This is a genomic window from Azospirillum sp. TSO35-2, assembly GCF_003116095.1.
Classification (GTDB): Bacteria; Pseudomonadota; Alphaproteobacteria; order Azospirillales; family Azospirillaceae; genus Azospirillum.
Window position 1 is genome coordinate 271,225 of sequence record NZ_LGRA01000021.1, and the last position, 25,005, is coordinate 296,229.

The 25,005-nt window shown below is 68.2% G+C and carries 15 protein-coding genes; 7 read left to right on the forward strand and 8 right to left on the reverse strand.

The features are described 5' to 3' along the window. Window positions 1-58 precede the first annotated feature (58 nt). A complete protein-coding gene (locus TSO352_RS17460; RefSeq protein ID WP_109108591.1) occupies window positions 59-2,710 on the reverse strand; it encodes a serine/threonine-protein kinase in 2,652 nt (883 codons plus the stop codon). A gap of 258 nt (window positions 2,711-2,968) precedes the next feature. Here TSO352_RS17460 and TSO352_RS17465 point away from each other — a divergent pair, with 258 nt between their 5' ends. After that, window positions 2,969-3,865 (forward strand): aldose 1-epimerase, encoded by an 897-nt coding sequence (locus TSO352_RS17465; protein WP_109108592.1) that lies wholly within the window; start codon window positions 2,969-2,971, stop codon window positions 3,863-3,865. 6 nt (window positions 3,866-3,871) lie between these two features. Here TSO352_RS17465 and TSO352_RS17470 read toward each other — a convergent pair whose 3' ends face one another. Beyond that, a complete protein-coding gene (locus TSO352_RS17470) occupies window positions 3,872-4,732 on the reverse strand; it encodes a lysozyme inhibitor LprI family protein (RefSeq protein ID WP_109108593.1) in 861 nt (286 codons plus the stop codon). A 28-nt stretch (window positions 4,733-4,760) separates the two neighbouring features. Next, window positions 4,761-5,690 carry a hypothetical protein gene (locus tag TSO352_RS17475; protein ID WP_247872219.1) on the reverse strand — a complete coding sequence of 310 codons (930 nt, stop codon included), beginning with the start codon at window positions 5,688-5,690 and terminating at the stop codon, window positions 4,761-4,763. 238 nt (window positions 5,691-5,928) lie between these two features. On the opposite strand from TSO352_RS17475, the gene TSO352_RS17480 reads away from it, so the two are divergent. The 4 genes from TSO352_RS17480 (at window position 5,929) to TSO352_RS17495 (ending at window position 15,280) form a co-directional block, all read left to right on the forward strand. Next, the gene (locus TSO352_RS17480) at window positions 5,929-9,282 is read left to right on the forward strand and encodes a transglutaminase family protein (protein WP_109108594.1); all 3,354 of its coding nucleotides are present in this window, start codon (window positions 5,929-5,931) and stop codon (window positions 9,280-9,282) included. A 158-nt stretch (window positions 9,283-9,440) separates the two neighbouring features. Further along, entirely contained in the window at window positions 9,441-11,495 is a 2,055-nt protein-coding gene (locus TSO352_RS17485) for a di-heme-cytochrome C peroxidase (protein WP_109108595.1), read from the forward strand. A 298-nt stretch (window positions 11,496-11,793) separates the two neighbouring features. Further along, window positions 11,794-14,340 (forward strand): circularly permuted type 2 ATP-grasp protein, encoded by a 2,547-nt coding sequence (locus TSO352_RS17490; protein WP_247872220.1) that lies wholly within the window; start codon window positions 11,794-11,796, stop codon window positions 14,338-14,340. A gap of 4 nt (window positions 14,341-14,344) precedes the next feature. Beyond that, window positions 14,345-15,280, forward strand: a complete 936-nt coding sequence (locus TSO352_RS17495; protein ID WP_247872221.1) for a transglutaminase family protein — start codon at window positions 14,345-14,347, stop codon at window positions 15,278-15,280. On the opposite strand, the gene TSO352_RS17500 is transcribed toward TSO352_RS17495, so the two are convergent. The 5 genes from TSO352_RS17500 to TSO352_RS17520 form a co-directional block, all read right to left on the reverse strand. After that, complete coding sequence (locus TSO352_RS17500; RefSeq protein WP_109108596.1) at window positions 15,281-15,670, reverse strand: response regulator; 390 nt, start codon at window positions 15,668-15,670, stop codon at window positions 15,281-15,283. Further along, window positions 15,663-17,234, reverse strand: coding sequence for an ATP-binding protein (locus TSO352_RS17505; RefSeq protein ID WP_109108597.1), 1,572 nt, complete (start codon window positions 17,232-17,234; stop codon window positions 15,663-15,665). Before TSO352_RS17505 ends, TSO352_RS17500 begins: the two co-directional genes overlap by 8 nt. 215 nt (window positions 17,235-17,449) lie before the next feature. Then, window positions 17,450-19,057 (reverse strand): peptide chain release factor 3, encoded by a 1,608-nt coding sequence (locus TSO352_RS17510; protein ID WP_109108598.1) that lies wholly within the window; start codon window positions 19,055-19,057, stop codon window positions 17,450-17,452. 135 nt (window positions 19,058-19,192) lie between these two features. Next, window positions 19,193-20,233 carry an aspartate-semialdehyde dehydrogenase gene (locus TSO352_RS17515; protein ID WP_109108599.1) on the reverse strand — a complete coding sequence of 347 codons (1,041 nt, stop codon included), beginning with the start codon at window positions 20,231-20,233 and terminating at the stop codon, window positions 19,193-19,195. Between the two features lie 279 nt (window positions 20,234-20,512). After that, the gene (locus tag TSO352_RS17520; RefSeq protein WP_109108600.1) at window positions 20,513-23,011 is read right to left on the reverse strand and encodes a glycogen/starch/alpha-glucan phosphorylase; all 2,499 of its coding nucleotides are present in this window, start codon (window positions 23,009-23,011) and stop codon (window positions 20,513-20,515) included. A gap of 182 nt (window positions 23,012-23,193) precedes the next feature. Here TSO352_RS17520 and TSO352_RS17525 point away from each other — a divergent pair, with 182 nt between their 5' ends. Both TSO352_RS17525 and TSO352_RS17535 read left to right on the forward strand, forming a co-directional pair. Beyond that, window positions 23,194-23,679, forward strand: coding sequence for an N-acetyltransferase (locus TSO352_RS17525; RefSeq protein WP_247872222.1), 486 nt, complete (start codon window positions 23,194-23,196; stop codon window positions 23,677-23,679). 502 nt (window positions 23,680-24,181) lie between these two features. Continuing rightward, a complete protein-coding gene (locus TSO352_RS17535; RefSeq protein WP_109108603.1) occupies window positions 24,182-24,655 on the forward strand; it encodes a sigma-70 family RNA polymerase sigma factor in 474 nt (157 codons plus the stop codon). Window positions 24,656-25,005: the final 350 nt, after the last annotated feature.

Sequence of the window (25,005 nt, forward strand, 5' to 3'; positions counted from 1 at the left end):
CGTCCATCCGCAAAAAGGGGACCGGTGCAGACCGGTCCCCTTTTTTCGTGTCCGCAGCTCAGGCCCCGCCGAGCGCCGCGGTCATCCCCCGCAGCAGGTCGCGCATCGACTGCGGCCGGTCCTGCCAGCGCATCGCCAACCCCGACATCAGCACCTTTTCGAATGCCGGCGTCAGCGCGACGCCAAGCTCGCCCGGTCGTGGCACCTTGTCGTTCATGAAGCGGGCGGTGGCGTCGGGCGGGGTGCGGCCGGTCAGCGCCAGATAGATGGTGGCGCACAGCGCGTAGACGTCCGACCAGGGGCCCTGCCGGCCCTCGTTCGAATATTGCTCCGGCGGGGCGTAGCCCGGCTTGAGGATGACGGTCAGCCCGGCGCCCGGCCGCACCGTCTGCCGCGCGGCGCCGAAATCCAGCAGCTTGCGGTCGCCGGCGTTGGTCAGGAAGATGTTGTCCGGGCTGACGTCGCGGTGGATCAGCCCGAGGTCGTGAATGGCCTGGAGCGCCTTGGCGATCGGCATCACCACGCCCAGCGTGCGGCGCACGTCGATCCGGCCGCCGCTGTCGGCCAGATACCTCTTCATGGTGCGGCCGTCCAGCAGCTCCATCACCAGATAAGCCGTGCCGTTCTCTTCGAAGAAGTCCTGGACGCCGACGATCTCGCGGATGTCGCGCAGCCGGGCCAACGTCCGCGCCTCCTCCAGGAACTTGGCGAGCCCGGCGGCGAAGGTTTCCGCGTGCTCGTCGGAAAAGGGCGAGACGGCGGCGGTGTTGGGAATGCGGGCGATCAGGTTGGCCGGGTAGAACTCCTTGATCGCGACCTTGACCTGCAGCCGCTCGTCCCAGCCCAGATAGGTGGCGCCGAAGCCGCCCTGCCCCAGCACGCGCCCGGTCTGGTAACGGCCGTGCAGCGGCGTGCCCGGCGCCAGATGGACGCCCGGCCGGTTGTCGGACCGCGCCGGAAACCCGCAGTCCCCACAGGTGACCGCATCGGGCCGGGCCCGGCGGGTGAAGCAGTTCGGGCACAGCGCGGCGCTCCACGCCGCGATCGGCGGTGCCGACGGCGGGACCGACGCCGCCATCACGGTTTCGCTCGTCCGCCGGGTGTCCGACGGTGCGCCCATGACGGTGTCGGCGCTGCGGGCCACCGCGGGTGGTGAGGCCGGAGGCGGCGGCAGGGGTGTCGGCGGCGGTGCCGGTGCGGTCGCCATCTGGCGCAGGCGGTCGAGCAGTTCCAGCAGGCGGCGCACCTCGGCCTGGGCGACGTCGCTGTCGGGCTGGGCCAGATCGGCCTGGAACTGCGGCTGGCGGACGATTTCCAGGATGTGCTGACGCATCAGCGGCAGGGCGCCGTCCTCGCGGATCAGGCTGGAACAGGTGACCTCGGCCAGCCGGATGGTGCGGCGGCGTAGCACCGGCTCCACCTGTTTCAACCGGGCGGCGAGCCGGCCGGACTTGACGTAGTCGTCGACCGACCGTTCGGCGCGGAGCGCGATGCGGTCGCAGGCGTCGGCCGGCAGCGGGGCGGAGCGGATGGCCGCCAGCGCGCGGGCGAAGGCCTTTTCCAGCAGCGCCGTGTCCGGCGTCTGCACCAACATGTTCTCGATCAGCAGCTCGTTGCCGACCGCCGCCTCCAGCGAGGCCATGATCTCGTCGGCGTGGCGTTCGCCGGCCGGAACCGCGGCGATGCGGGTCAGGTAGTGAATGCGGCAGATCAGGTCCGGCTGTCCTTCGCTGAGCCCGACGATGGAGCGGCGGTAGGCGCTGGCCCCCCCCTGCTCCAGCCGCCGCGAATAGCGCACGGTCAGCGCGTCGGCCATCGCCGCCCCGCCGATCAGCCCGTCGCGCGTCAGCAGATGGCCGGTCAGCGTCTTCAGCAGCTCCGCCTCCTGGTCGAAGGCGCCGCGCCCCAGCGGCTGCGGAGTCTTCAACTGCCGGCGAATGCGGTCGAGCACCGCGGCACGGGCCTGGGGCAGCTTGCCCTGGCGGAACAGGGCGTTCAGCACGCCGATGCGGTTCGGGCCGATCGCCTCCATCCCGATGCGGCCGAACAGCATCTCGCACAGCGTGCCGAGCAGCGTGCCCGGCAGCAGGTTGGCACCGAACAGCTCCGCCCCCGCGGCGGCCGAGGCGAGGATGTCGCCGATCATGCCGTCGGCCACCACCGCCAGCCGCTCGTCACGGTCCCACTGGTGCAGTTCCAGCAGGCGGTCGAGCTTGCCGGCCCAGCTCTTTATCTCGACCAGTTCCAGGCACAGCGCCACCCGCAGGTCGTGGTCGGCGTCGCCGGTCGGGGTCTTGCCGCCCAGCGCCAGCAGCCAGTCGACCGGGGCGCGCCCCTTCGGGATCGCGGCGAAGGCGACCTGGGCGGTGCGCGCCTTGCTCCAGCTTTCATCGACGGCGGCGCGGATCGCCTTGCGGCGTGCCGACTGCTCCTGTCCCGGCACGCGGGCCTGGACGGTGGCGATCTTGCCGATGGTGGTGTCGACCAGTTGCCCCTGGTCCAGCAGCGTCTTCAGTGGCTTGGCGAGGTGGATCAGCTCGGTCGGGGTCAGGAACAGCGGGTCCAGATACGACCGCAGCGCCACCCCGATCACCATCCGGGCCGGCAGGGCGTGATAGTCGGCCAAGTGGCTGCACAGCTCCGCCTCGTCGATGCCGCCGACGGAAGGGGACGGCACCGACGCCGCACGGCTGAGCAGGGAACTGGACACTCCGAACCTTTCGTACCGGTGGGCCCGACAGGATGGCCGATGCAACAAACCGAACGCGACCGCGTTCTTCGGTCCCACGACCGGCGCCGGCTGCGCCGGTCATGATGACGGGACGAGTGTAAAGAACGGGTGTAGGATACCGACATTTTTCCTCAAAGGCACACCAACTGTGTCAGCGGTGCGGTGTGCGGCGGCTGCCGTTTCCTTTGCTCTTCGCATATGCGATAAATGTTCAAACGCCGACGGTGGGAGAGACGTATGGTTCGGAACGACACCATCATCGCGTTGAGGCATGGTTCGATGCGGCTTGTGGCAACCCCCTGTTGCGGCGGTGCCCTGGCGCGTTGGAGCCTGTCAACCGACGATGGTCCGGTCGAGTTGTTCCGTCCCGCCACCGACCATGCGATGGCTGGCGACTTCGCGCCGGACATGGCCTGCTTCCCGCTGCTCCCCTTCTCCAACCGCATCGCCGGCGGTCGCTTCGTCTTCCAGGGGCGCGAGGTCGTGCTGGCGACCGATCCGGGATCGCCGCACCGCATCCACGGCCATGGCTGGTCCAGGCCCTGGACGGTGGAGGCCGCGGCCGACGACGCCCTGCGGATGGGGTTCAGCCATCACGCCGACGATTGGCCGTGGAGCTACCGCGCCACCCAGACGGTGGCGCTGGACGAGGAAGGGCTGACCGTCGCGCTGGAACTGATCAACGACTCGGACAGCGACATGCCGGCCGGGCTGGGGCTGCATCCCTACTTCGCCAAGCCGCCCGGCAGCCGGATCACCGCCGACGTCGCCGCGGTGTGGGACAACGACGACACCATCCTGCCGCTCCGCCGCCACCCGCCGCCGCCGGCCTGGGATCTGCGGCACGGCGTGGCGATGGACCATCTGGCGCTCGACAACGGGTTCACCGGCTGGACCGGGTCGGCCACGCTCGACCGGCCGCGGGACGGGCTGCGGCTGACCATGCTGGCCGACGGGCCGGTCGATCACCTGATCGTCTACGCCCCACCGGGCGAGCCCTATCTGTGCCTGGAACCGGTCACCCACATGACCGACGCGCTGAACCGGCCGCAGGAGCCCGACGCCGGCGTGATCGCGCTGCCCCCGGGCGAGCGGCTGTCCATCACCGTGCGGTTCCTGCTGTCGCGGCTCTGACCGGGCTCAGCGGCAGCGCACGAACTCCGCCGCGAAGGTCGCCGGCGGCGCCATCCGCAGCAACAGGCGGTCGAGCCCCCGCGAATCGGCCGGCAGGATCCGCAGACTGACCGACGCCTCGGAAACGGGCTCGGCCGTCGCCGTGCCCTCGGCGGCCGGCGGGGCGTTGCGGGTCAGCGCGACACCCTGCTGCGGGTCGCCGCCGGCGGCCAGTGCCCCGTCGAGCGGAAACAGCGGCAACCGTGAATCGACGGCGTGCACCGTCAGGTCGCGCCCAACCTCCAGGTAGGAGGTGCGGCAATCGTCGATCACCGTCCGGTCGACCGGATCGGCCTTGGCCCAGCGCCCGACCAGCGCCGTCATCGAGATCTGCCGGTTGATCGCCAGGGGCTGCTGCGGCACCGGCGCCAGACGCGGCGCCGCGGCGCCGCTGACCGTCAGGGGCAGATCGGCGACCGGCTTGCTCCGCGCCAGCCGCTCCGCTTCCAGCGCCGCGGTGCGCTGCTTCATCGACCGCAGCAGGCAGTCGCCGCGCGTCTTGGCAGCCTTCGCATCGGCCAGGTCGGCCACGGTCACCGGGCAGGCCTCGTCCCGGCGGGAGCGCCACAGGGTCTGCCCGGCGTCGATCGCGGCACGGCCGGTGTCGTCGGTGGTGGCGGCCAGGGCGTCCAGCGCCGCCGACAGGTCGGCCACCGCCTTGGTCAGCGCCGGCTCGCGGCACAGCAGCTGCTCGGCGGCGCTGGCGGTGGTGGCACAGCCCGGAGGCGTTTCCGCCGGGGCATCGTCGGCCAGCGCAGGGTGGATCGCCAGGACCGCAAGCAGGGAGCCGGCGGTCAGAAGGCCGCTCACCAGAAAGTTGGCACGCATCGGGGGGACCTTGCTCAAGACGCGGACATCAGGGGACCGGAAAGGCTTCCAGCACGGCCTTCACCTGCCGTTGGAAATCCTGGTCGGTGCGATAGCGCGTCACGACCGTCTTGTCACGCTCGACGAAGAAGAACAGATCGTCGCGGCTGGGCAGCGACCGCGGGTTGGGCTTGTCCAGCAGCTCGCCGTTCCAGTCGACGCGCGCCATGAAATAGACGGCGCGGGCGTACAGCATGAACAGCTTGTTGTCCGGCGCCAGCTTCTCCCGGCGCAACAGTGCGAAGTAGTAGTAGTTGCGGCCGTGGAAGTAGTTGGTGTGGATCGCCTGAAGCGCAGCGAACCGCTCGTCCGGGCTGTTGACCTTCTTGATCTGCTTTTCCAGCCGGAAGCCGGCGAAGAAATACTCCCGCGCCTCGTTCTCGAAGGAAAAGGGCATGCCCCGCATCAGCGCCATCTGCTCGCCGTAGCGTTTCAGGGCGCGGGTCATCAGCAGCTCCAGGAACCGCCGCTCCGCCGCCAGACCGTCGGGGATCTGCGGCAGCATCTCGAACACATGGCGCAGGTGGTAGGGGTGGCGCACGACGACGACCGGGACCGACAGCTTGCGTTTGCGGGCCGGCGCCCGTTTTTCCGCCACCAGCGTCACCGATGGCGACAGCGAGGCCATGGTCGCCTGGATCGTGTCGTGCAGTTTCCAGCGCATGCGGGTTTCCGCCGACTGGCTGCCCAGGTTCATGCGGGCGAAGAAACGCCGCATCCGGCTGCCGAAGGTCTCCCGCGGCAATTTGTGCGTCGGCAAATTGGGGACGACCAGAGGGTTGCCCAGGATGTCGGGCGTCGGCGGCAGGGGCTTGAAATTGAAATATTTTCCCGTGACGACACCGCGGCCGGCACCGCCTGCGCCGCCGCCGGACAGGCGCGCGTCGCCACTCGTCGAAGAAGCGGCCAATGACACCATCCAGACGCGATTCCCTGCATGAACGATGCGCCGATCAACACAGGATATAAAGGCTAACGCGAACGGAAGGAAGCCGCCGCGCGCGTCTCGCGTAACTTCGTGACTTTTTCGCAACTGCGGTAGGGTTGGAACGCTGGCGCCCTGTCGGGGTGGTTTCTTCGGTGATAGCGTTGCACAGGTGACCCCGGAGCGAACCGGGGCGCGAATATCACGGAACAGGCATGAGGCGGGGTTTTACATGGCGATCCACGTCGCGCTGAACCACAAGACGATCTATCGCTACGATCGGTTGGTGGGCCTCGGCCCACAGATCATCCGGCTGCGCCCGGCCCCGCACTGCCGGACGCCGATCCTCAGCTACTCGCTGAAGGTGACGCCAAAGCAGCATTTCCTGAACTGGCAGCAGGATCCGCAATCGAACTTCCAGGCCCGCTTCGTCTTCCCGGAGAAGACGCGGGAGTTCACGATCGAGGTCGATCTGGTCGCCGAGATCGCGGCGATCAACCCGTTCGACTTCTTCCTGGAGGAGAAGGCGAGCCACATCCCCTTCACCTACGACGACTGGCTGCTGCGCGAGTTGCGCCCCTTCCTGGAAACGGAGGAGCCGGGTCCGGAACTGGCCGCCTACCTGCAGGCCATCCCGCGCGAGAAGACGCCGACGATCGACTTCCTGGTGGCGGTGAACCAGCGCCTGCAGCAGGACATCGGCTACGTCATCCGGATGGAGCCGGGCATCCAGTCCTGCACCGAGACGCTGGCCAAGCGCACCGGATCCTGCCGTGATTCGGCGTGGCTGCTGGTGCAGATCCTGCGCAACCTGGGGCTCGCCGCCCGGTTCGTCTCCGGCTACCTGATCCAGCTGACCGCCGACCAGAAGGCGCTGGACGGCCCATCCGGCCCCGAAGCCGACTTCACCGACCTGCACGCCTGGACGGAAGTGTTCCTGCCCGGCGCCGGCTGGGTCGGCCTGGACCCCACCTCCGGCCTGCTGGCCGGCGAGGGGCACATCCCGCTGGCCTGCACGCCCGATGCGTCGTCGGCGGCGCCGATCTCCGGTCTGGTCGACGAAGCGGAGGTCGAGTTCACCCACGAGATGTCGATCAGCCGCATCTATGAGGCGCCGCGCGTCACCAAGCCCTACAGCCCGGAGCAATGGGCGGCGGTCGAGGCGCTCGGCCACCGGGTCGACGAGGAACTGACCGCCAACGACGTCCGCCTGACCATGGGCGGCGAGCCGACCTTCGTGTCGATCGACGACATGGACGGCGCGGAATGGAACACCACCGCGCTCGGCCCCAACAAGCGCAAGCTGGCCGCCGACCTGATCCACCGCCTGATGGCGCGCTTCGCCCCCGGTGGGCTGCTGCATTTCGGCCAGGGCAAATGGTACCCCGGCGAATCGCTGCCGCGCTGGGCGATGACGGTCTACTGGCGCCGTGACGGCGAGGCGCTGTGGGCCAACAGCGATCTGCTGGCGCGCGAGGACACCGACTACGGCCACACCGCCCAGGACGCCGGCGTCTTCCTGATGGCGCTGGCCAAGCGACTGGGCCTCGACCCGAACCTCGTGCTCGGCGCCTATGAGGACCCCTGGCACTATCTGCGCAAGGAATCGCAGCTTCCGATCAACGTCGACCCGCTGAACAGCAAGCTGGAGGACAAGGAGGAGCGCGAGCGCCTGGCCCGCGTCTTCACCCGCGGCCTGAACGAGCCGGTCGGCTTCGCCCTGCCGATCAACCGCCGCATGACCCAGCAGGGCCCGGTCTGGCTGTCCAGCACCTGGCCGCTGCGCCAGGACAAGCTGGTGCTGATGCCCGGCGACAGCCCGGTCGGCTACCGCCTGCCGCTCGGCTCGCTGCCCTGGGTGTCGAAGAGCGACTACCCCTACGCCTGGGAGACCGACCCGTTCGAGGAGCGCGCCCCCCTGCCCCCACACCCGGTCCAGCGCCGGCAGGAGGTGCGCGGCGCGGTGCAGGACGCCGACCGCGGCGTCCACGGTGACAAGCGCAGCGCCCAGCGCCAGCGCGTGATGGCCGAGATCCGCGACGAGTTGCCGGAGGACGGCAAGTCGGCGTGGTGGATCGTCCGCACCGCCCTGACCTGCGAGGCGCGGAACGGCCGGCTGCACCTGTTCATGCCGCCGATGAGCACGCTGGAGGACTATCTGGCGATGCTGGCCGAGATCGAAGGGACCGCGGTCGAGCTGGAGATGCCGGTGGTCATCGAAGGCTACCAGCCGCCGAAGGACCCGCGCCTGAACTCGCTGGCCGTCACCCCGGACCCGGGCGTGATCGAGGTGAACATCCACCCGGCCCACAGCTGGGACGATCTGGTCCGCAACACCATCACGCTGTACGAGGACGCGCGGCAATCCCGCCTGGGCGCCGAGAAGTTCATGATCGACGGGCGCCATTGCGGCACCGGCGGCGGCAACCATGTCGTGATGGGCGGCGCCACCGCGGCGGACAGCCCGTTCCTGCGCCGGCCCGACCTGCTGCGCAGCCTGATCACCTATTGGCAGAACCACCCTGCCCTGTCCTACGTGTTCTCCGGCCTGTTCGTCGGCCCGACCAGCCAAGCGCCGCGGGTGGACGAGGCGCGCGACGACCAGCTCTATGAGCTGGAGATCGCCTTCAACCAGATCGACCAGGCGGCGGCGTCCGGCCATTGCCCGCCCTGGCTGGTCGACCGGGTGCTGCGCAACCTGCTGGTCGACGTTCAGGGCAACACCCACCGGGCGGAATTCTGCATCGACAAGCTCTACTCGCCCGACAGTTCCACCGGGCGGCTCGGGCTGGTCGAGTTCCGCGCCTTCGAGATGCCGCCGCACGCGGAGATGAGCCTGACCCAGCAGCTTCTGATGCGGGCGCTGGTCGCCCGTTTCTGGAAACACCCCTACAAGGGCAAGCTGGTGCGCTGGGGCACCGATCTGCACGACCGCTTCATGCTGCCGCACTTCCTGCAGCAGGACATAGGCGACGTGCTGCAGGATCTGCGCGACCATGGCTATCCGCTGCAGGACAACTGGTTCGCACCGCACGTCAACTTCCGTTTCCCGACCTACGGCCACGTCAACCAGCGCGGCATCACCATGGAACTGCGCATGGCGCTGGAACCCTGGCACGTCCTGGGCGAGGAGCCGGGCGGCGGCGGCACGGTGCGCTACGTCGACAGCTCGGTGGAGCGGGTGCAGGTCCGCGTCGCCGGCCTGATCGACGCCCGCCACGCCATCACCTGCAACGGCCGGCGCGTGCCGCTGATCCCGACCGGGGTGGAGGGCGAGTTCGTCGGCGGCGTGCGGTACCGCGCGTGGCAGCCGCCGTCCTGCCTGCACCCGACCATCCCGGTGCACACGCCGCTGATCTTCGACATCCTGGACACCTGGGCCAACCGGTCGATCGGCGGCTGCACCTATCACGTCATGCATCCGGGCGGCCGCAACTACGAGACCTTCCCGGTCAACGCCAACGAGGCGGAGGGCCGGCGCCTCGCCCGCTTCTTCCCCTTCGGCCACACCCCCGGCCCGATGGACGCCCCTCCGGAAGAGCGCAACCCGCAGTTCCCGATGACGCTGGATCTGCGACGCGGATGATGGAGGCAGTGCCGTGCACGGTGCAGAAGGGTTTTGTTCGCGGCACTCTCCTTTCCATCGGTATAAGATGAATTGACTACACGCTTTACGATTATCAGGAATACCCTCACCCACTGAAGGCCGAGAACGCCGACGATCAGAGTGGGGGTATATCCAGAATGAAGCTGTCCGTTTACGCGACCCTGGGGGCGGCCGCGCTGCTGCTGAGCGCCTGTGCCGAACCGCCGCAGCCGCCGCGTCCGGTGCCGGTCAAGCCGCCGGTCGAGATCAACGGCCTGTGGTACCTGGACCAGGGCTGGTCCGACGACGCCCGCCAGTGGTACTACAACACCACCCAGGGCTCGCAGATCATGCGCTATGACTGGTTCATGGCGTTGGAGGATCCGCAGACCGGGCAGCCCTTCGTCAAGAGCATCCCCCGCTACGGCTACGCCGCCGGCACCGCCAGCGGTTGGAACCCGAACCTGTTGCCGGTCGGCTTCGTCAAGGACACCGATCCGGACAAGACCGAATGGTTCGGCATGACCTGCGCCGCCTGCCACACCGGCGACGTGACGGTCAACGGCAAGACCATGCGCATCGACGGCGCGGTCACCACCGGCGACCTGTACGGGTTCATCAGCGGGCTCAGCGCCGCCGTCCACGCCACGGTGACCAGCGACGCGGCGTTCCAGCCCTTCGCCACCCGGGTGCTCGGCGCGACCGCGACCGACCAGCAGAAGCTGGCGCTGTACAACGGGCTGAAGGCGTTCGACCAGTCCTTTGCCACCTTCGTCAAGGACAGCACCCCCGACACGCCGTGGGGGTCGATGCGCACCGACGCCTTCGGCATGATCTTCAACCGGGTGTCGGTCATCGACCTGAACATCCCGAAGAACAACCGCCCGCCGAACGCCCCGGTCAGCTACCCCTACCTGTGGGACGCGCCGCACCAGCCGAAGGTGCAGTGGAACGGCCTGCTGCCCAACACGACCGCGTTCGACGCGCTGGGCCGCAACGCCGGCGAGGTGCTGGGCGTGTTCGGCAAGGTGACGCTGAAGCCGCCGGCCGACGCCGCGCATTACTACTACGCCTCGACCGTCCGCGGCACCAATCTGGTCGACATGGAAAACCAGCTGCGCAAGTTGCGGTCGCCGGTGTGGCCCGACAGCCTCGCCGGCAGCGTCGACATCGTCAAGGCGGCGGCCGGCGAGACGCTCTACAAGGACAATTGCGAGAGCTGCCACGCCATCCTGCCGCGCGGCGAGACCTACAGCACGGCGCCGATCAAGATGGTGTCGCTGTTCGACTGGGCGCAGCCGGACAACGCCGCGGCGGTGCTCGCGGCCTTCAACACCATCTGCACCAAGGGCGTCGACGCCGCCGTCGCCGACAAGTCGATCTCCATCAACTACGGCGCCGATCCCAAGATGGCGGTCGACGCGCTGTGCCGCACCGTCGACACCGGCGCCATCGCCAACGTCGCGATGCCGCCGCAACTGCTGGGCGGCACGCCGCTGAAGAACCCGGATCTGGCGGCGAACCTGCTGTCGAACGCGGTGATCGGCGCGGTCTTCGGCGATCTGGTGCGCGAACCGAAGCTGCTGATGGCCCTGCTGAAGGGCGACGACGCTCCCGCGCCGTGGCTCACCGCCTCCGCCCCCGCCGGATGGGCGCCGGAGTCGCAGACCAAGGGCGGCACCCTCGACACCACCCCGCTCGTCAAGCCGGGCGTCAAGGGCACCGCCGACCATCAGAAGGTTATCGCCGCCCTGACCGGCCGCGGTCAGGTGAAGCCGACCGTCGGCGCGGTTCCGGCGGGCAACCGGACCGTCAGCGCCCTGGCGAAGGCCCAGCCGACCGTCTCCTCGAAGACGACGGCCACCAAGACGGCGACCTCCGCCGACGAGGCGCTGGCCGCCAAGATCAAGGAGCTGATGGCCTACAAGGCGCGTCCGCTGGACGGCGTCTGGGCGACGGCGCCCTACATGCACAACGGCTCGGTCCCCAACCTGTACGAGATGCTGCTGCCGGCGTCGCAGCGATCGGCGGCCTTCCGCATGGGCAGCACCGCGATCGACCCGGTGAAGGTCGGCGTGGATTCCGCCTCGCCCGCCGCGACCTTCGTCTACGACACCAGCAAGCCCGGCAACCGCAACACCGGCCACGAGTTCGGCGCCGGGCTGACCGACGCCCAGCGTTGGCAGCTGCTTGAGTATCTGAAGACGCTCTGACCCGCCACGGTCACCCGTCTGCCTTGACAGGCCGGAGCGTCGCCCCCGCGCGGCGCTCCGGTTTTTCGTGTCGGCCCGACCTGCCGGCGCGGTTTCCGGAAAGCTTGGCCTAGCGACATGATCGGCCTGGAATCTTTCCTCTTTCGGATGGTTCCGCCGGTCGCCAACCTTGCATCGCCGGGCGGGGACGTTCAGACTGCTGCTCTGTTCATAGGCAAAAAGCATCAACCCGACCTTGTCCCAGTTCGATCCCCCCTTCCGTCCGCCGGCGTCCGCATCCCTGCCCGGGATACCGCCGGTGCCGTTCACCCAGGGATCGCTGTTCGGCGAGGCCGACGCCATCGGCTACGGTTCCGGCCAGGTCTATGACGAGATGGTGACCGGCCAGGGTCGGCTGCGGCCGCACTGGCAGACCTTCATGAGCACGCTGGGCCCGCTCGACGCCGGTCAGATGGCCGAGCGGTGGGAGGAGGCGCGGCGCCTGCTGCACCAGAACGGCGTCACCTACAACATCTATGGCGACCCCAACGGCATGGAGCGGCCGTGGCCGCTCGACATGATGCCGCTGCTGCTGCCGTCGCACGAATGGAAGGCCATCGAATCGGGGCTGATCCAGCGGGCGTCGCTGCTGAACGCGATCCTGACCGACCTCTACGGCCCGCAGACGCTGACCCGCTACGGTCGCCTGCCGCCGTCGGTGATCCACGCCGATCCGGGGTTCCGCCGCGCCGTCCACGGCATCCGCGTGCCGAACGACGTGCATCTGCATTTCTACGCCGTCGACCTCGCCCGCGCGCCGGACGGGCGCTGGTGGGTCCTGTCCGACCGCACCCAGGCACCGAGCGGCAGCGGCTACGCGCTGGAAAACCGTGCGGTGATCGCCAAGGTGCTGCCCGACAGCTTCCGCCATTGCCAAGTGGAGCGGCTGACCGGCTTCTTCGACACCTTCAAGGAGACGCTGCTGTCGCTGGCCCAGCGGCCGAACGGCGCCGGCGGCACCCCGCGCGTCGTCCTGCTGACGCCCGGCCCCTACAACGAGACCTATTTCGAGCACGTCTATCTCGCCCGCTACCTCGGTATCACGCTGGTCGAGGGCGCCGACCTGACGGTGCGCGACCGGCAGGTCTTCCTGAAGACGCTGTCGGGGCTGGAGCCGGTCGATGTGATCCTGCGCCGGCTCGACGCCGACTTCGCCGATCCGCTGGAACTGCGGGCCGACAGCTCGCTGGGCGTCGCCGGCCTGATCGAGGCGGTGCGCGCCGGCAACGTGGTGATGGCCAACGCGCTCGGCTCCGGCCTGATGGAATCGATGGCGATGAAGTCGTCGCTGCCGACCCTGTGCCGCCATCTGCTGGGCGAGGAGCTGCGGCTGCCCGGCGTCGCCAGCTGGTGGTGCGGCAACGACGCCGAGCGCGCCTACGTCATCGACCATCTCGACGGGCTGGTGGTCAAGCCGGCCTTCCCGTCCCTGTCCTTCGAGCCGATCTTCGGTGCCCAGCTCTCCGCCGCCGAGCGGTCGGCGCTGATCGAGCGGATCAAGCGCCGGCCCTGGTACTTCGTGGCGCAGGAGCAGATGGCGCTGTCCACCGCGCCGGTCTGGCAGGACGGTCGCTTGCAGCCGCGCCCGCTGGTGCTGCGCGTCTTCCTGTGCGCCACGCCCAGCGGCGGCTACGCCGTGATGCCCGGCGGCCTGACCCGGGTGTCGAGCGAACCGGGCCGGCTGGTGGTGTCGATGCAGAGCGGCGGCGGCAGCAAGGACACCTGGATCCTGGCGCCGCGCCGCGCCGACGTCGCGACGTCGCAGCCGCGTCTGGCGCTGGCCAACGAGCCGTCCGCCGCCGGCATCCGCACCTCGGCCAACGACCTGCCGAGCCGGGTCGCCGACGGGCTCTACTGGCTCGGCCGCTACGCCGAGCGGGCGGAGGGCGCCTTGCGCCTGCTGCGCGCGACGCAGAGCCGCCTGATCGACAGCAACACGCCCGGCGCCGGCGCCCAGGTGCGGCCGCTGCTGGAGCTGCTGGCGGCGCTCGGCATGATCCCGGCGGAGATGGCGCGCATCACCGAATCCGGGGCCAACCGCGGCCTGCGCGAGGCGCTGCACGCCGCCGTCACCGACCCGGAGCACCCCAACAGCCTGCGGTCCCAGGTGCTGCGCCTGCACCGCACCGCCTATTCGGTGCGCGACCGCCTATCGATGGACATGTGGCGGGTGGTGTCGGCGATCGACCGCCAGACCCGGCCGCCCAAGACCCGGTTCGACGCCGCGGCGCTGCTGCTGCGGCTGGACGACGTGATGATCGGCCTCGCCGCCTTCTCCGGCCTGGAGCAGGAGAGCATGACGCGCGGCGCCGGCTGGCGCTTCCTCGACATCGGCCGGCGCATCGAACGGGCGCTGCACATGGTGGCAGTGATGCGCGGTATCCATGTCGTCGACCTCGACCGGCTGGAGGAGCCGGCGCAGGCCGCGACCCTGTCGGTCCTGCTGGAACTGGGCGAGAGCGTCATGACCTACCGCGCCCGCCACCTGACCAGCGTGCAGCGCACCTCGGTGCTGGAACTGCTGCTGGCGGAAGAGGCGAACCCGCGGGCGCTGGCCTTCCAACTGGCGGCGCTGGAAGCCCACATGCGCGCCCTGCCCAACCAGGGCGCCGGCAGCGGCGCCGACCCGACCGGCGGTGCGCTGTCCATCATCGCCGCCGCCCGCGCCAGCCTGGGCCGGACCGAAGGGCTGGCCTCCAGCGAGACGGTGCGCGCCCTGCTCGACACGCTGGCGATGTCGCTCCCCGACGTGTCCAACTTCCTCGCACACGCGTATTTCAGCCATGCCTTCGCCCGATCGGCCTGACCCGATGACGTCCCCCGCCGACACCTCGATGCGCTACCGCGTGCGCCACGCCACCGAATACGACTATGGCGAGGACGTGCCGATTTCCCACCATCTGCTGCACCTGACCGCCCGGCCGCACCCGCGCCAGCGCATCCGGCGCAGCCAGTTGACGATCGACCCGGTTCCGGCGGTGCGCAGCCAGCGCATCGACTATTTCGGCAACACCGTCACCTACGTCGCGGTGCAGGAGCCGCACCGCGGCTTTTCCGTCGTCGCGGAGAGCGAGGTGGAGGTGTTCGACGCCCCGCCGCTGGCGCCCGACGACTCGCGGCCCTGGGAGCAGGTGCGCGACAGCCTGCGCGCCCTGTCGGGCCCCGACGACGGGGCGGAGATCACGCAATACTGCTTCGACAGCGCGCTGGTGGTGTCGAGCCCGGAGCTGCTGGACTACGCCCGCGCCAGCTTCACCGCCGGCCGTCCGGTGATGGCGGCCTGCATCGACCTGATGAACCGGATCAACGCCGACTTCGCCTTCGATCCCACGGCGACGACGATTGCCACGCCGATGGCGGAGGTGATGCGCAAGCGCCGCGGCGTCTGCCAGGATTTCGCCCACATCGCCGCCGGCTGCGCCCGCGCCATCGGCCTGCCGGCGCGCTACGTGTCGGGTTATCTGCGCACCCTGCCGCCGCCGGGTCGGCCCCGGCTGGTCGGCGCCGACGTCAGCCACGCCTGGGCGTCGATCTGGTGCGGCAACACCGGCAGCAGCGTCCAGAGCGGCATCCCGGGCGGCTGGCTCGACATCTGCCCGACCAACGCCTGCGTCGTGAACCGCGACTTCATCACCGTGGCCTGGGGCCGCGACTACGACGACGTCAGCCCGGCCCGCGGCGTGCTGGTCGGCGGGGCCGGCCACGGGCTGACGGTCAGCGTCGACGTGGAGCCGCTGGAGGACTGATCAGGCGTCCTGCGGTTCCGGTACCGGCCCCAGCATCCGCTGCAAGGTTTCGTAGATCGTCCGCGGATTCACCGGCTTGCTGAAGATCTCCAGCGGCTTCCAGCGCTCGTGCGTCAGGTCGCTGTCCTGGGTGAGATAGCCGGTCATCACCACCACCGGCAGGTTGTTGTCCTGCTCCCGCACCGCACGGATCAGCGCGTGCCCGTCCATCTTCGGCATGCGCAGGTCGGTGACCAGCGCATCCGCCGGATCGCGCGCCAGCCGTTCCATCGCCTCGACGCCGTTGGCGGCGACGCTGACGCGGAACCCCCTGAAGGTCAGGAAATCCTCCAGAGCCATGGCCGCCAGCACCTCGTCTTCGGCAATCAGGATGTGGAACGGCTCAGGCATGCGACAACTCCCAATCGCGTGAGGGCACCGGCTGGCTCGGCAGGGTGATGGTGAAGCGGACGCCGCGGCGCCCGCCGCCGAGGTCGATGTTGTGGGGCTCGATCCGGCCGCCCATGCGGTCGATGATGCCGTAGCCGATCGACAGGCCGAGGCCGGAACCCTTGCCGACCTCCTTCGTGGTGAAGAAGGGATCGAAGATCTGCGGCAGCACCGCGGGGGCGATCCCGCCGCCGTCATCGGTCACCTGGATGACCGTGCTGTGTGTGTCGATGTCATCCACGACCGCCACCATGATCCGTCCCGACGTCCGACCGGCCGCACGCTGCGCGTTGATCGCGTCGCGCGCGTTCGAAAAGAGGTTGAGGACGACCTGCTCCAATTCAAGGGGGCGTCCGCTCACCGGCAGTCCTGACGTCGTCGATGTCGTGGTGATCTCGATATTTTCCAACGAATACTGGTGCCGCACCAGATCGATGGCGTTGTGGACGCTGTCGCCGGGGAGGAAGAGCTGGGTGCCGCCACCGTCGCGCCGGCCGAAGGCGCGGACATGGTCGATCAGCTTGGCCATCCGCTCGGTCTGCTCGATCACCAGCGACAGGGCGCGTTCGGTGCGGGCGGCGTCGGCGACCCCCTCGCGCAGGCGGGTCAGCGTGTTCTCGGTCCACAGGCGGATGACGTTCAGCGGCTGGCTCATCTCGTGCGCCATGCCCGCGGCCAGCGTGCCCAGGGTGGCCAGCTTGGAGGTCTGGACCATCTCCTCCTGCAGGCGCTTGCGTTCGGTGACGTCGCGGCCGCTGCCCAGGATCTGGATCACGCGACCGTCGGCGTCCTTCACCGGCACCAGCATGGTGTGGAACACCCGCTCGCCCACCGGCAGGGACAGCGTTTCCTCGTAATCGATGCTGTCGCCACCATCACGGCACTGGACGTAGCGGCTGAGCACCGCCGACGCGACCTCCGGCGACAGCGCATCGTCCACCGGCTGGCCGCGCAGCCGTTCGGCGTCCAGCCCGGTCGCGCGCGCCAGCGCCGGGTTGATCGCCTCGTAGACGAACTGCCCGTCGGGGCGAACCTCGACGATGAACAGCGCCTCCGCCAGATTGTTGAAGAAGCTGGAATAGCGCAGTTCCATCTGCCGGCGGACGGCGATCTCGCGTTCCAGCGCGGCGTTGCTGCGTTCCAGCTGTGCCGGGCTGGGCAGAGCCAGCAGGCGCGGCATCAGCCACCACAGCGCCGCCGCGGTGGCGAGCGAGGCGAAGGCGGTGATCAGCTTCACCACCCCTTCCACGACGTAATCCGCGCTCCACAGCGTCCAGACGCTGAGGAAATGGGTGCTGCCGCAGGCGACGATGAACAGGGCGAAGAGCTGCGCCACCCAGCCGAAGGCGAGGTCGCGCCGGCGCTGGACGAAATAGATCAGCGCCAGCGGGATCGAAAAATACGACAGGCCGATGAGGATGTCGGAGCCGACATGGAGCGCCAAAATGTCGGGACGCCACAGCAGGCAGACGCCATGCGGAATGAATCCGCTCGTGTCCAGAAGCTCGTCTAATCCCAACGCCATGACCGCCCCCTTCCGACCCTACCCGTTCGCCGGATGCTGATGATTAAGCGTCGAAACCATAACCCGTTGGCACACGTTCGGACACCGAACGAACGCCGTCAAGACGCCATCCGTCCGGTCCATTGAGACAACGTGTTTCCGAAACAAACCGCCGCGTGCGGGGAGCGGCCCGGCCGACGGGGTGACGCCGGCCGAACGCCATGGACACCGCGGCGTCACGCCGCGGTGTGGACCTTGCGGTTCTGCTCGCGCGTCTTGAGGAAGCGCAGGGCGGGAAAGTCTTCCTGCGAACGGTTCAGGTGCCAGGCGTTGCGGGCCAGGAACACCAGGGCGCCGTCATGGTCCTCGGCCAGCGCCGACCGGTTCAGCTCGATGAATTTCTCCAGCTGGACCTTGTCGTCGGTCTCGATCCAGCGGGCGGCGTCCAATCCGGCCCCTTCGAAGCGGGCGGCGATGCCGTATTCCGCCTCGATGCGGGCGGCCAGCACTTCGAACTGGAGCGGACCGACCACGCCGACCACCCAGTCGGCGCCGGTCAGCGGCTTGAACACCTGCGAGGCGCCCTCCTCCGCGAAATGCTCCAGCGCCTTGCGCAGGTGCTTGACGCGCATCGGGTCGTCGGGCCGCACGCGCTGCAACAGCTCCGGCGCGAAGCTCGGCACGCCGGTGAAGCGCAGATCCTCGCCCTCCGTCAGCGTGTCGCCGATGCGCAAACTGCCGTGGTTGGGGATGCCCATGATGTCGCCCGGCCACGCCTCTTCCGCCACCTCGCGGTCGCGGGCGAGGAACAGCACGGCGTTGTTCACCGCCATCAGCTTGCCGGAGCGGATGTGCTTCAGCTTGGCGCCGCGCTTGTAGCGGCCGGAGCAGAGGCGGACGAAGGCGATGCGGTCGCGGTGGTTGGGGTCCATGTTGGCCTGGACCTTGAACACGAAGCCGGTGACCTTGTCCTCGTCCGGCTGGACGGTGCGTGGGTCGGCCGGCTGCGGGCGCGGCGGCGGCGCGTTCTCCGCCAAGCCGGACAGCAGCTCGCGAACGCCGAAATTGTTGATGGCGGAGCCGAAATAGATCGGCGTCAGGTGGCCGGCGCGGTAGGACTCCAGGTCGAAGGCCGGCATCAGCCCGCGCGCCATCTCCACCTCTTCGCGCAGCTTGGCGACGGCGTGAGCCGGCAGCAGCTCGTCCAGCTTGGGATCGTCCAGGCCGTTGCACTCGATGCCGGCGTCGATCTCGTCGCCCTTGCTGCGGTCCATCAGGACCAGCCGGTCGCGGATCAGGTCGTAGCAGCCGAGGAAGTCGCGGCCCATGCCGATCGGCCAGCTCGCCGGGGTGACCTCCAGCGCCAGCGCGCTCTCGATCTCCGAAATCAGGTCGAACGGGTCGCGGGCCTCGCGGTCCATCTTGTTGCAGAAGGTCATGATCGGCACGTCGCGCAGACGGCAGACCTCGAACAGCTTCAGCGTCTGCGCCTCGATGCCCTTCGCGCCGTCGATCACCATCACCGCGCTGTCGACCGCGGTCAGCGTGCGGTAGGTGTCCTCCGAAAAGTCCTCGTGGCCCGGCGTGTCGAGCAGGTTGAAGGTGCGGCCGTCGAAATCGAAGGTCATGACCGAGGCGGTCACCGAGATTCCGCGCTCGCGCTCCACCTTCATCCAGTCCGACTTGGCGCGCCGCTGCTCGCCGCGCGCCTTGACGGCGCCGGCCATCTGGATGGCACCGCCGAACAGCAGCAGCTTTTCCGTGAGCGTGGTCTTACCGGCGTCGGGGTGCGCGATGATGGCAAAGGTCCGACGGCGGGAGACGGCGTCCTGAAGTTCGGACATGCGCGATATTCCGTGACTGAGGCGTGACGAGGTGCGAACGGCGAAAGGGCCGACAGGCGAAACACGCCCATCGGCCCCCGTCGCATTACATAGCAGTGCAGGCCCTAGGATTCCAGAGCCTTGCCTCCGCCCCGGTTACAGCGCCAGTTCGGCGATCTGCACCGCGTTCAGCGCCGCGCCCTTCAGCAGCTGGTCGCCGCAGACGAACAGGTCCAGGCCATGGTCGCCGAACACCAAGTTGGTGCGGATGCGGCCGACCTCGACATCGTACTGGCCGGTGGCGTTCAGCGGCATCGGGTAGACGCCGTTGGCGGGATCATCCACCAGCTTGACGCCGGGGGCATCGGCCAGCACGGCGCGGGCGGCGTCGGGCGTGACCGGCTGGATCGTCTCCAGCGTGATCGCCTCCGAATGCGCGCGGTAGGTCGGGATGCGCACCGCGGTGCAGCTCAGCGCCAGATCGTCGAGCTCCAGGATCTTCCGCGTCTCCCAGGTGACCTTCATCTCCTCCTTCGTGTAGCCGTTCTCCTGGAAGGCGTCGATCTGGGGGATCAGGTTGAAGGGGATCGGGTGGCGGAAGACGCTGTTGGTGACCGGCTTGCCGTCGAGCTGGTTGCGGGTCTGCTCCTCGAGCTCGGCCATGCCCTCGGCACCGGCGCCGCTGGTCGCCTGATAGGTGGAGACGATGGCGCGCTTGATGCCGAACGCCTTGTGCAGCGGCCCCAGCGCCACGACGGCGATGGCAGTGGTGCAGTTCGGGTTGGCGATCAGGCGGGCGCCGGCGGCGTAGGCGGCGCGGAAGACGTGGGCGTTGATCTCCGGCACGATCAGCGGGATGTCGGCGTCGTAGCGGAAGGCCGAGCTGTTGTCGATCACCAGCGCCCCGGCCGAGGCCAGATCCTTGGCGTGCGCCTTGGCGAAGTCGCCCGACACCGCCAGCAGCACGACGTCGTAGCCCTTGACGAGGTTCGCGTCGAAGGCGGTCAGCGTCAGCGCGCCATAGGGAGTGTCCTGCACCTTGCCGGCCGAACGCTCGGAAGCGAACAGGCCCAGTTCGCCGACCGGGAACTTGCGGTCGTGAAGGACCTTGACCATCTCGCGGCCGACGGCGCCGGTGGCACCGACCACGGCGACGCGGAGGGACTTGGAAGAGGCGGAGGCGTTGTTGCTGCTCATGTCGGGGTTCCGTCCTGTCTATCGCACTGTTGATCGGACCGGCCTATCGGTCGTTCGGACAGCGGACCCCGGATACGACGAGGCCCCGTCCGATGTCCGGCGGGGCCTGCCTCGTGGAAGAAACGCTGGTCGATCCGATCAGCACGCACCACGCAGCAGCCCGCCGAAGCGAGTCGCTTTTTTAGTCGTGGTGGTGGTGATGGCCTTGCGGTTCATGGTGGCTGTCTTATCCGAATGCGCAGGCTTTGTAAAGCGCCTGCGCATTCGCCCGATCCGATGTTACCGGAACCCTTCGCCGTCGTGGTTCGGGTGCACCGGGTGTACGTCCCAGATCTCCTGGGCGTACTCGTTGACCGTACGGTCGGACGAGAACCAGCCCATGTTGGCGGTGTTCAGGATCGCCTTGCGGGTCCATTCCTCCGGATCGCGGTACAGCTCCATCGCGGCGTCCTGGGCCCGGCAATAGTCGGCAAAGTCGGCCGTCACCAAGAAATGGTCGCCGCCGTCGGTCAGCGCCTGGACGATGGGGTGGTAGCGGTTGCGGTCGTCCGGCGAGAAGGCGCCGGTGGAGATCATGTCGAGCGCCCGCTTCAGGCTGGGGTTCGACGCGATGACCTCGCGCGGGTTGAAGCCGCCGCTGGCCCGCAGGTCGTTCACCTCGTCCGCGGTCATGCCGAAGATGAAGATGTTGTCGGCGCCGACATGCTCGCGGATTTCAACGTTGGCGCCGTCCAGCGTGCCGATGGTGAGCGCGCCGTTCAGCGCCAGCTTCATGTTGCCGGTGCCCGACGCCTCCATGCCGGCGGTCGAGATCTGCTCCGACAGGTCGGCGGCCGGGATGATGATCTCCGCCGCGGTGACGTTGTAGTTCGGCAGCAGCACGACCTTCAGGTTGTCGTGCACCGACGGGTCGTGGTTCACCACCTTGGCGACGTCGTTGATCAGTTTGATGATCAGCTTGGCCATGTGGTAGGACGGCGCCGCCTTGCCGGCGAAGATCTTGGTGACCGGCACCCAGCTGACGGTCGGGTTGTCGCGCATCTCGTTGTAGAGCGCGATGGTGTGCAGCACGTTCAGGAGCTGGCGCTTGTACTCGTGCATGCGCTTGACCTGGACGTCGAAGATGCTGTCGACCAGCACCTCCTCGCCGGTCTGGCGGGTGATGTAGGCGGCCAGCCGCTTCTTGTTCTTGCGCTTGGCCCGGCGGAACTCCTCGCGGAACACCACGTCGTCGGCCTTCTCGACCAGCGCCGAGATCTGCGACAGGTCGGAGATCCAGCCGGTGCCGATGCGGGTGGTGATCAGCTCCGACAGGGCCGGGTTGGCCTGCTTCAGCCAGCGGCGCGGGGTGATGCCGTTGGTCTTGTTGGTGATGCGGTCGGGGAATTCCTGGTGGAAGTCGGCGAAGACGGTCTGCTTCATCAACTCGGTGTGCAGGGCCGACACGCCGTTGACCTTGTGCGAGCCGAGGAAGGCCAGGTTGCCCATGCGCACCCGCCGCTCGCCCCGCTCGTCGATCAGCGAGAGCTGCGACAGGCGGGCGTTGTCGCCGTCGGCCCGCGCCTTGGTCCGGTTCAGGAACTTGGCGTTGATCTCGTAGATGATCTGCATGTGGCGCGGCAGCACCCGCTCGATCATCCGCACCGGCCAGGCTTCCAGCGCCTCGGGCAGCAGGGTGTGGTTGGTGTAGGCGAAGGTGGCGCGGGTGATGTCCCACGCGTTGTCCCAGCGCAGGGCGTGCTGGTCGACCAGCAGGCGCATCAGCTCGGCGATGCCGATCGCCGGGTGGGTGTCGTTCAGCTGGATCGCCGCCTTGTTGGGCAGGTTGTCGAAGCTGGTGTGGTGCTGGAGGTAGCGGCGCAGGATGTCCTGCAGCGAGGCCGAGGTGAAGAAATACTCCTGCTTCAGCCGCAGCTCCTTGCCGGTCTCGGTCGCGTCGTTGGGATAGAGGACGCGGCTGAGGTTTTCCGACAGGATCTTCTGCTCGACCGCCTTCATGTAGGCGCCGTCGTTGAAGTGGCCGAAGTTGAAGTCGCGCGTGGCGCGCGCCGACCACAGGCGCAACGTGTTGATGGTGTCGCCGCCATAGCCGACCACCGGCGTGTCGTAGGCCATCGCCAGCACGCGGTCGGCGTCGACCCAGCGGTAGGCGCGCTCGCCGACGCTGTCGCGGAACTCCTCGACGCGGCCGTAGAACTGGACCGGGTACAGCACCTCCGGCCGGGCGAATTCCCAGGGGTTGCCGAACTGCAGCCACTGTTCGGGGTATTCGACCTGCCAGCCATTCTCGAACCGCTGCTCGAACAGGCCGAACTCGTAACGGATGCCATAGCCGTAGCCGGGCAGCCCCTGCGACGCCATGCTGTCCAGGAAGCAGGCGGCCAGGCGGCCAAGGCCGCCGTTGCCCAGCGCCGCATCGGGCTCGGAGTCGACGACGTCGTCCATCGACAGGCCCAGCCGGTCGAGCGCCTGCCGGCATTCGTCCATGATGCCCAGGTTCGACAGGCTGTTGGTCAGGAGGCGGCCGATCAGGAATTCCAGCGACAGGTAGTAAACCCGCTTGGCGTCTTCCTGATAATAGCTGCGCGTCGTATCCATCCAGCGGTCGACGACACGGTCGCGCACCGCCAGCGCCACGGTGTGGAACCAGTCACGCCGTGTCGCGGCCCGGGCATCCTTGCCGACCGAATAGACCAGCCATTCCAGAAAGGACCGTTTTAGGCCGTCCACATCCAGACTGCGGCGTTCGATGTCACGCGATTTGTACCGAGCGTCCATGTCCTGACTTTCTGCTTGAAAGGCCAACGGGAGCGGGCGGCTGGAAGGACGGCGCTCCAAACTTGCGGGTCAGTGTCGAGGTTCTTGGTTAAACAAAGCTTTCCCTGAGCGGACTGCACCGTCGTTTTGCTGCGGGAAAAGGGAGTAGGATGGAATCCTCCACACCCATTCGACCGTCAACGATGCGTCACGAAATCGATCCTGTCCACTGCGATGCAGCATCCGCCGGCCTTCGCCCGGCCGAGGCCTCCGACATTCCCGCCCTGCTGGCGATCGAGGAGCAGTGCTTCCCGACCGACCGCATGACGCGGCGCAATTTCCGGTACGCGATCCTACAGGCGAAAGGTGTGGTCCTCGTGGCGGATTGCCAGGGGTGCCCGGCCGCTTACGGCGTCGTCGGTTTCCACGCCGGCACGCGACTGGCCCGGCTGACCTCCTTCGCGGTCGATCCCGCCCACCGCGGGCAAGGTGTCGCCCGCCGCCTGCTGGCGGCGTTGGAGGACGCGGCGGCGGCCCATGGATGCCGGGCGATGCGGCTGGAGGTGCGGCAGGACAACGCCGCCGCCATCGGTCTCTACACCGCGGCCGGCTACCGCTGCTTCGACACCTACCCGGCCTACTATGAGGACGACATGGCCGCGCTGCGGTTGGAAAAACCGCTTCCCTGAGGATGGCCATGGCGCCATGCCGGCCGGTCGGCGCCGTGCGATCGATCGGGGTAAGCCCGGCAAGCGGAGGCGTGACCGGAATCGCCGCCATCTGCCACCGATGTCACTCTTTCCCGATCCCGTGGTGGAACATCGGCACCGGGCGCTGCGTTTAGAACGCGAGACGATCAACGACGGGCAACAACGGGACCGCCTTCATGACGCAACCGCCGACCGGATCGTTCCGCAGCGCCCCGCCAGGGCCGGCGACCGGAACATGATGATCGGGTGGCCGCCGGCCGGCGTTCGGGCCACGCGCAACCGAACCCGGGCCACGCAGGCCGCCTGACACCGCCAGACTGCAAGACACCGTCCGTCTATCGAACCGGCAGCCCAATGAACCGGCAGCGCATCCATCCGTGCGCCGGAACGACCATCGACGTCCCTGTCGGCGCCCACCAGCGGCGCAAGCCCCGATGTGGCGGACAGCGGACGCACAACAGACCGCGGAGGAAGGACAACCATGGCGTACTCGTTCGAACACGAACTGATCCGCTGCATGCCGAACCTGCAACGCTACGCCTGCAAGCTGACCCGTGACGCCAACGCGGCCGAGGACCTGTTGCAGGACTGTCTGGCCCGCGCTCTGTCGCGGCAGCATCGTTTCGAACCCGGCACCAACATGCAGGCGTGGCTGACCACCATGCTGAAGAATCTGCACTTCAACAACCTGCAGCGCGACCGTCATGTGACCAAGGTGGAGTTGTGGGACGGCGCCATGTCGGTCGACGCGGCGCAGATGTCGCGGCTGGTCTTCCGCGACGTCGACCGCGCCTTTTCCTCCCTCACCCCCAGCCAGCGCAAGGTGGTAAAGCTGGTCGCCATCGAGGGACGTCCCTACCAGGAGGCGGCGGAGACGCTGAACGTCTCGATCGGCACGATCCGCTCCCGGCTGTGCCGCGCCCGCGAGCGGCTGAACAACCTGATGACCGCCTGACCTCATCCTACGCCTTGCGTCGACGCCCCCGCACCGGTCGTGCGGGGGCGTTCGCGTTCCGCGTGTCCACCACCCAGGTGAAGCAGACATGAAGAGCGCTGTGACTTCGGCAGTCCATATCCCTCAACCGCCCAACAACTTGACGCAGATCAAAATGCCAAGCCGTCAGCTCATGGTAGGTGGTGGCAAGGCCTGACAAAACCTTTGAAATCGAAGAAAGTCATTGTTGGATAAATTTTTCCCGTTAAGGTTTCGTATAGACTTGTCGCGCTTAGATAGAAGAACACTGCATGTATATCCCCCAATACATGCAAGTTCTGGCGATATTTTATCGAATGAGGAACCGCGAT

Bases quoted from the DNA above. Each gene is read 5' to 3' on its own strand.
- TSO352_RS17465 (WP_109108592.1), top strand. From the start codon at position 2,969: ATGGTTCGGAACGACACCATCATCGCGTTGAGGCATGGTTCGATGCGG.
- TSO352_RS17470 (WP_109108593.1), bottom strand. From the start codon at position 4,732: ATGCGTGCCAACTTTCTGGTGAGCGGCCTTCTGACCGCCGGCTCCCTG.
- TSO352_RS17475 (WP_247872219.1), bottom strand. From the start codon at position 5,690: ATGGTGTCATTGGCCGCTTCTTCGACGAGTGGCGACGCGCGCCTGTCC.
- TSO352_RS17480 (WP_109108594.1), top strand. From the start codon at position 5,929: ATGGCGATCCACGTCGCGCTGAACCACAAGACGATCTATCGCTACGAT.
- TSO352_RS17485 (WP_109108595.1), top strand. From the start codon at position 9,441: ATGAAGCTGTCCGTTTACGCGACCCTGGGGGCGGCCGCGCTGCTGCTG.
- TSO352_RS17495 (WP_247872221.1), top strand. From the start codon at position 14,345: ATGACGTCCCCCGCCGACACCTCGATGCGCTACCGCGTGCGCCACGCC.
- TSO352_RS17500 (WP_109108596.1), bottom strand. From the start codon at position 15,670: ATGCCTGAGCCGTTCCACATCCTGATTGCCGAAGACGAGGTGCTGGCG.
- TSO352_RS17505 (WP_109108597.1), bottom strand. From the start codon at position 17,234: ATGGCGTTGGGATTAGACGAGCTTCTGGACACGAGCGGATTCATTCCG.
- TSO352_RS17510 (WP_109108598.1), bottom strand. From the start codon at position 19,057: ATGTCCGAACTTCAGGACGCCGTCTCCCGCCGTCGGACCTTTGCCATC.
- TSO352_RS17515 (WP_109108599.1), bottom strand. From the start codon at position 20,233: ATGAGCAGCAACAACGCCTCCGCCTCTTCCAAGTCCCTCCGCGTCGCC.
- TSO352_RS17520 (WP_109108600.1), bottom strand. From the start codon at position 23,011: ATGGACGCTCGGTACAAATCGCGTGACATCGAACGCCGCAGTCTGGAT.
- TSO352_RS17525 (WP_247872222.1), top strand. From the start codon at position 23,194: ATGCGTCACGAAATCGATCCTGTCCACTGCGATGCAGCATCCGCCGGC.
- TSO352_RS17535 (WP_109108603.1), top strand. From the start codon at position 24,182: ATGGCGTACTCGTTCGAACACGAACTGATCCGCTGCATGCCGAACCTG.